3 protein-coding genes are annotated in these 5,380 nt (G+C 40.0%); all 3 read left to right on the top strand.

Annotated features, from left to right (window positions below; all coding sequences use genetic code 11):
- A partial coding sequence (gene secA / locus MRZ08_RS02680; protein WP_297378980.1) for a preprotein translocase subunit SecA occupies positions 1–2,715 on the top strand: 2,715 nt, incomplete at its 5' end.
- A 1-nt stretch (position 2,716) separates the two neighbouring features.
- Positions 2,717–3,821, top strand: a protein-coding gene (gene prfB / locus MRZ08_RS02675; protein WP_297378978.1) for a peptide chain release factor 2 whose coding sequence is annotated in 2 segments (ribosomal slippage) — positions 2,717–2,791 and positions 2,793–3,821 — 1,104 coding nt in all. Because the reading frame shifts where the segments join, the coding sequence is not laid out codon by codon here.
- A gap of 107 nt (positions 3,822–3,928) precedes the next feature.
- Positions 3,929–5,011, top strand: coding sequence for a tryptophan--tRNA ligase (gene trpS / locus MRZ08_RS02670; protein ID WP_297378976.1), 1,083 nt, complete (start codon positions 3,929–3,931; stop codon positions 5,009–5,011).
- Positions 5,012–5,380 lie beyond the last annotated feature (369 nt).

The following is a 5,380-nucleotide window of genomic DNA, read 5'->3' as shown; positions in this document are numbered from 1 at the left end:
TTGGCATTATTTAATTTTTTTAAGTCATTTAGCCAAAAAGAAATTGATCAAAATATGAAACTTGTCGATCAAATTCTTGCCCTAGATGAATCAATGCAAAAACTGACAGATGTACAATTACAAAACAAAACTAGTGAATTTAAGCAAAGACTAAGCCAAGGCGAGACTGTTGATGACCTTTTGGTTGAGGCATTCGCTGTTGTTAGAGAAGCAAGTTCTAGAGTTCTTGGAATGAAGCACTATCCTGTCCAACTACTCGGTGGTATTGTTCTTCACAATGGACAAATCGCAGAGATGAGAACAGGTGAAGGTAAGACACTTGTTGCAACCCTTCCTTCTTATCTTAATGCCCTAACAGGTAGGGGAGTGCATGTAGTTACTGTAAACGACTACCTAGCTAAGCGTGACCAAGAGTGGATGGGTAAGGTACATACCTTCCTTGGTCTTACTGTAGGATGTATTGTTTATGGTCTTACAAATACTGAAAGAAGAAAGAACTATCAAGCAGACATCACTTACGGAACTAACAACCAATTTGGTTTTGACTACCTAAGAGATAACATGGTAATCTACAAGGACGACATGGTTCAAAGAGACCTTCACTATGCTATAGTAGACGAGGTCGACTCAATCTTAATCGATGAGGCTAGAACTCCACTTATTATTTCTGGCCAAGGAGATGAGTCTACAGATACTTATGTAAAGGCAAATGAATTTATCCAAACTCTTGAAGGAAGAATCCTAGATCCTAATGAAGATGCTGATATCGATCCATTCGACAGGGAGTTTAAGGTAGAAGATGTAGATTTTCTAGTAGATGAGAAGAGAAAATCTTCCAACCTTACAGAAAAGGGTACTGCCAAGGCAGAGAAGTTCTTTGGTATAGAAAACTTATCTGACACTGATAATATCGAGCTTGCCCACTATATCAACAACGCCCTAAAGGCAAACACAACTATGACTAGAGATATCGACTATGTAGTAAATCACGGCGAGGTTGAAATCGTTGATGAGTTTACTGGTCGTATTATGCAAGGTAGGAGATTCTCTGATGGTCTTCACCAAGCCATAGAAGCCAAAGAAGGTGTTGAGGTTAAGGCAGAAAGTAAGACCCTTGCTACAATTACCTTCCAAAACTACTTTAGAATGTATGATAAGCTATCTGGTATGACAGGTACAGCTATGACAGAAGAAGACGAGTTTAGTGAAATTTACAAGCTTGACGTTGTTGAAATTCCAACTAATAGACCTGTTCAAAGACAAGATGATGTGGACTATGTTTATATCAACGAACGCGGTAAGTTTAACGCAATTATCGATGAGATCAACAAGGTACACGCTACAGGCCAACCAATCCTAGTAGGTACTATCTCAATCGAAGCAAGTGAGAGATTGTCAAATGCCCTAAGAAAGGCAGGAATTTCTCATACAGTCCTCAATGCGAAAAACCACGAGAGAGAAGCTGATATTGTTGCCCAAGCAGGTAGACTAAACCAAGTTACTATCGCAACCAACATGGCAGGACGTGGTACAGATATTATGCTTGGTGGTAACGTAGACCATATGGCGATGACTAAGCTAAAAAGAGAGGGTGTGGCAGAGGATGTGCTTGAGCAAGTAGATTCATTTGCTGAAACTACCGACCAAGCAGTCCTAGATGCAAGAAAGAAATATAGACACTACAAGGATATCTACAGACCTGAAATCAAGGCTGAAGCTGAGAAGGTTAAGGAAGTAGGTGGACTTTATATCATAGGTTCAGAAAGACACGAGTCTCGTCGTATAGACAACCAGCTTAGAGGTCGTTCAGGACGTCAAGGAGACCCAGGTAAGTCAAGATTCTTCATCTCACTTGAAGATGACCTAATAAGACTTAACGGTGGTGAGGCAGTGGCTAAGTTCGTTGAAAAATACAACTATGATGAAAATGAGCCAATAGTTTCTAGAATGGTATCAAAATCCGTAGAACGTGCCCAAACAAGGGTTGAGGCTAACAACTTCGCTACAAGAAAAAGAGTCCTCCAATACGACGATGTTATGAACAAACAAAGAACTATCATCTACAACGAAAGAAGAGAAGTTCTATTTGGTCAAGACATGAAAGAGACTATAGTAGCTATGATCAAAGATGTAATAGCAAATGCTGTTTACACCTTTACCAATCCAGAAATCAAACCAGAAAACTGGGAGATGACAGCCCTACTAAACTACCTACATGGACTTGCTATGCCTGTAAAGAGCCTTCATTTCGAAAACATCAACTCTTACAGCCAACAAGACCTAATCGACTACATCACAGATGCGACCCTTGCCAAATACGAGGATAAGGAAGCGACCTTCGGATCTGAGAACATGAGAGAGGTAGAAAGAGTAATCCTACTTAGGGTAATTGATCAAAAATGGATGGATCATATCGATGCTATGGATCAGATGAGAAAAGAAATCGGTGTAAGGGCTATGGGACAAGAAGACCCAGTTAGAGCCTACACTAATGAAGGTTTCGAGATGTATGAAGATATGACAAGATCTATCCAAGAAGATACTGTTAAGTACATGCTAAGTGTAGAGATTAGACAAAATATCGAAAGAAAACAAGTCCTAAAACCTAGCGAAGAACGTCTAGAAGACCAAGAGGAAGAAGATTTGGAAGGTCTTAACAGAGCAGAACGCAGGAGACTCGAACGTGAAGCTAAAAAGGGCAATATAAAGAAATAATATGAAAGAAATATTTGAATTAAGATCTGATATAGAAGATTTAAGCCAAAAACTAAAACTAATCGGAGACTCTCTTTGACCCAGCTAGCTTAGAAAAAGAGATAAAAGAACTGGAAAAAGAATCTGCTAGTCCAAATTTCTGGAATGATTCTGACAAGGCCCAAAATATAATGGCAGATCTTGCAAGTAAGAAGGACGAGCTCGCTAACTACAAAAAGCTTGAAAATGGCATAGTAGATAATACAGATATGCTTGATCTTGTGGAGATGAGCGAAGAGAAAGAGACGGATACGATAGAAGAAGTCGAAGATTCTCTAAAAAGTCTCGCTAAGCTTGCGACCCAGATGAAGCTTAGGACCCAACTTGATGGGGAATATGACAAGAACAATGCCTATATATCAATCAATGCAGGAGCTGGTGGGCTTGAGGCTACAGACTGGGCGGATATGCTCTTTAGAATGTATAAGAGATACTTCGATAGTATTGGCTATAAGTATGAGATCAAAGATTTAAACAACGAAGAAGCAGGCGGAATCAAGTCGGCTACGATGCATGTTACTGGTCCTTATGCTTACGGATATCTTAAGGCAGAAAAGGGAGTCCACAGACTTGTGAGGATTTCTCCCTTCGATAGCCAATCCAGAAGACACACTTCCTTTGCCTCTGTCGATGTATTCCCGGAGCTTGATGAGAATATCGAACTTGATATCGATCCGTCAGATTTAAGGGTAGACACCTATAGGGCAAGTGGAGCAGGAGGTCAGCACGTAAATAAGACCGATTCTGCCGTAAGGATCACCCACATACCAACTGGAGTTGTTGCGACAAGTCAGGCAGAACGTAGCCAAATCCAAAATAGACAGACTGCAATGAATCTTTTGAAAAGTAAGCTTGTTCAGATCAAAGAAGAAGAACAAAGAGAAAAAATCGAAGACATACAAGGAAGCTACTCCCAAATCGCTTGGGGAAGCCAAATCAGATCTTATGTTTTCCAACCTTATACCTTGGTCAAAGACCACAGGACAAATTACGAGATGGGAAATGTGGAAGCTGTTATGGATGGAGACATCCAAGGCTTTATAGATGCTTTCCTTGCTGATAAATAAATCGGGACTGTTTATAAAATGATAGATGCATCCTGTCAGAGAATTATAGGAAGTTCTCTGATGGGGCACTTTCATAAAGCAGGCCCGCTTTTTAATAAGGAGGAATTTTGAAAGATATAATATTAACAGGTGACAGACCAACAGGCAGACTTCACCTAGGACACTATGTAGGAAGCCTAAAAAATAGAGTAATCATGCAAAATGAGGGAAATTACGACAAGATGTATATCATGATTGCAGATAGCCAAGCCCTCACAGATAACTTCGACAATCCAGGAAAAATTAGGGAAAATCTAATTGAGGTAGCCCTCGATTATCTAAGTGTGGGACTTGACCCAGAGAAGGTGACATTCTTCGTCCAATCACAAGTAACTGAGCTAACTGAGCTTACCTTCTACTTCCTAAATCTAGTAACCCTATCAAGACTTGAGAGAAATCCAACAGTTAAGTCAGAGATTAAACTAAGAGATTTCGAAACATCCCTACCTGCAGGATTTCTAATCTACCCAGTAAGCCAAGCTGCTGATATCCTACTCTTTGATGCAAATATAGTACCTGTAGGAGAAGACCAAGAGCCAATGCTCGAGCAAGCAAGAGAGATTGCTAGAAGCTTTAACCACATCTATGGAGAGACCTTTGTAGAACCAAAAGCTGTTCTTCCAGAGGCGAAAATCGCAAGACGTATGCCAGGAATCGATGGAGGAGCTAAGATGAGCAAGTCCTTGGGCAATGCAATCTACCTTGCAGATGATAAGAAAACTGTAAAGAAAAAAGTAATGAGCATGTACACAGACCCAGATCATATCAATATCGAAGATCCAGGCAAGGTTGAAGGAAACATTGTCTTTACCTATCTAGATGTATTCTCAAAACCAGACCACTTTAAGGAATTCCTTCCTGAATACGAAAACCTAGATGCCCTAAAAGACCACTACAGAAGGGGAGGCCTGGGAGATGTCAAGGTTAAGAAATTCCTAATCAAGGTCCTAGAAGACGAACTAGAGCCAATCAGAAAAAGACGTGCCGAATACGAAAAAGACCTAGACAAAGTATTTACAATCCTAGAAGAAGGAACAGCAAAAGCAAGAGAAGCCGGAAGAGAAAAGGTCGAAGAAGTTAAAAAAGCCATGGGCATCAACTACTTCGAAGACGAAAAGCTGGTAAAGAGCTTGCAGGAAAAATATAAATAAGAATTATTTTCTATCCTTATGTCGAGCGTAAGTCGAGATATCTCAAATGAATTTTTATATCTACATGTCATCATAGACTGAAGATCTCGCAGTCGTGCCTCCTTAGAGATGGCGGTAATAGAAGTTTTGATTTAATTATAATCTTTTAAATTAATTATGATTTTACTATCACTCAAGAGGCTTCTCCACGTTGGTCGAAGCAAGGGAAAAAAGAGAGAAAACTTCGTTTTCTCAGAGCGTAGACAAAGTAACTTCAATCGAAATTTATTTTATCGTTAAGTTACCCTTATCTCGACTAAGAGAGTGAAACGAACGCATGGAGAGATCTCATTAGATTTCTCCGCTCACTCCGTTCGGTCGAAATAAGGG

The organism is Anaerococcus sp., assembly GCF_022770135.1.
Classification (GTDB): Bacteria; Bacillota; Clostridia; order Tissierellales; family Peptoniphilaceae; genus Anaerococcus.
Note: the sequence above shows the minus strand (reverse complement) of the source record. Positions and strands in the feature narration are given on the sequence as shown.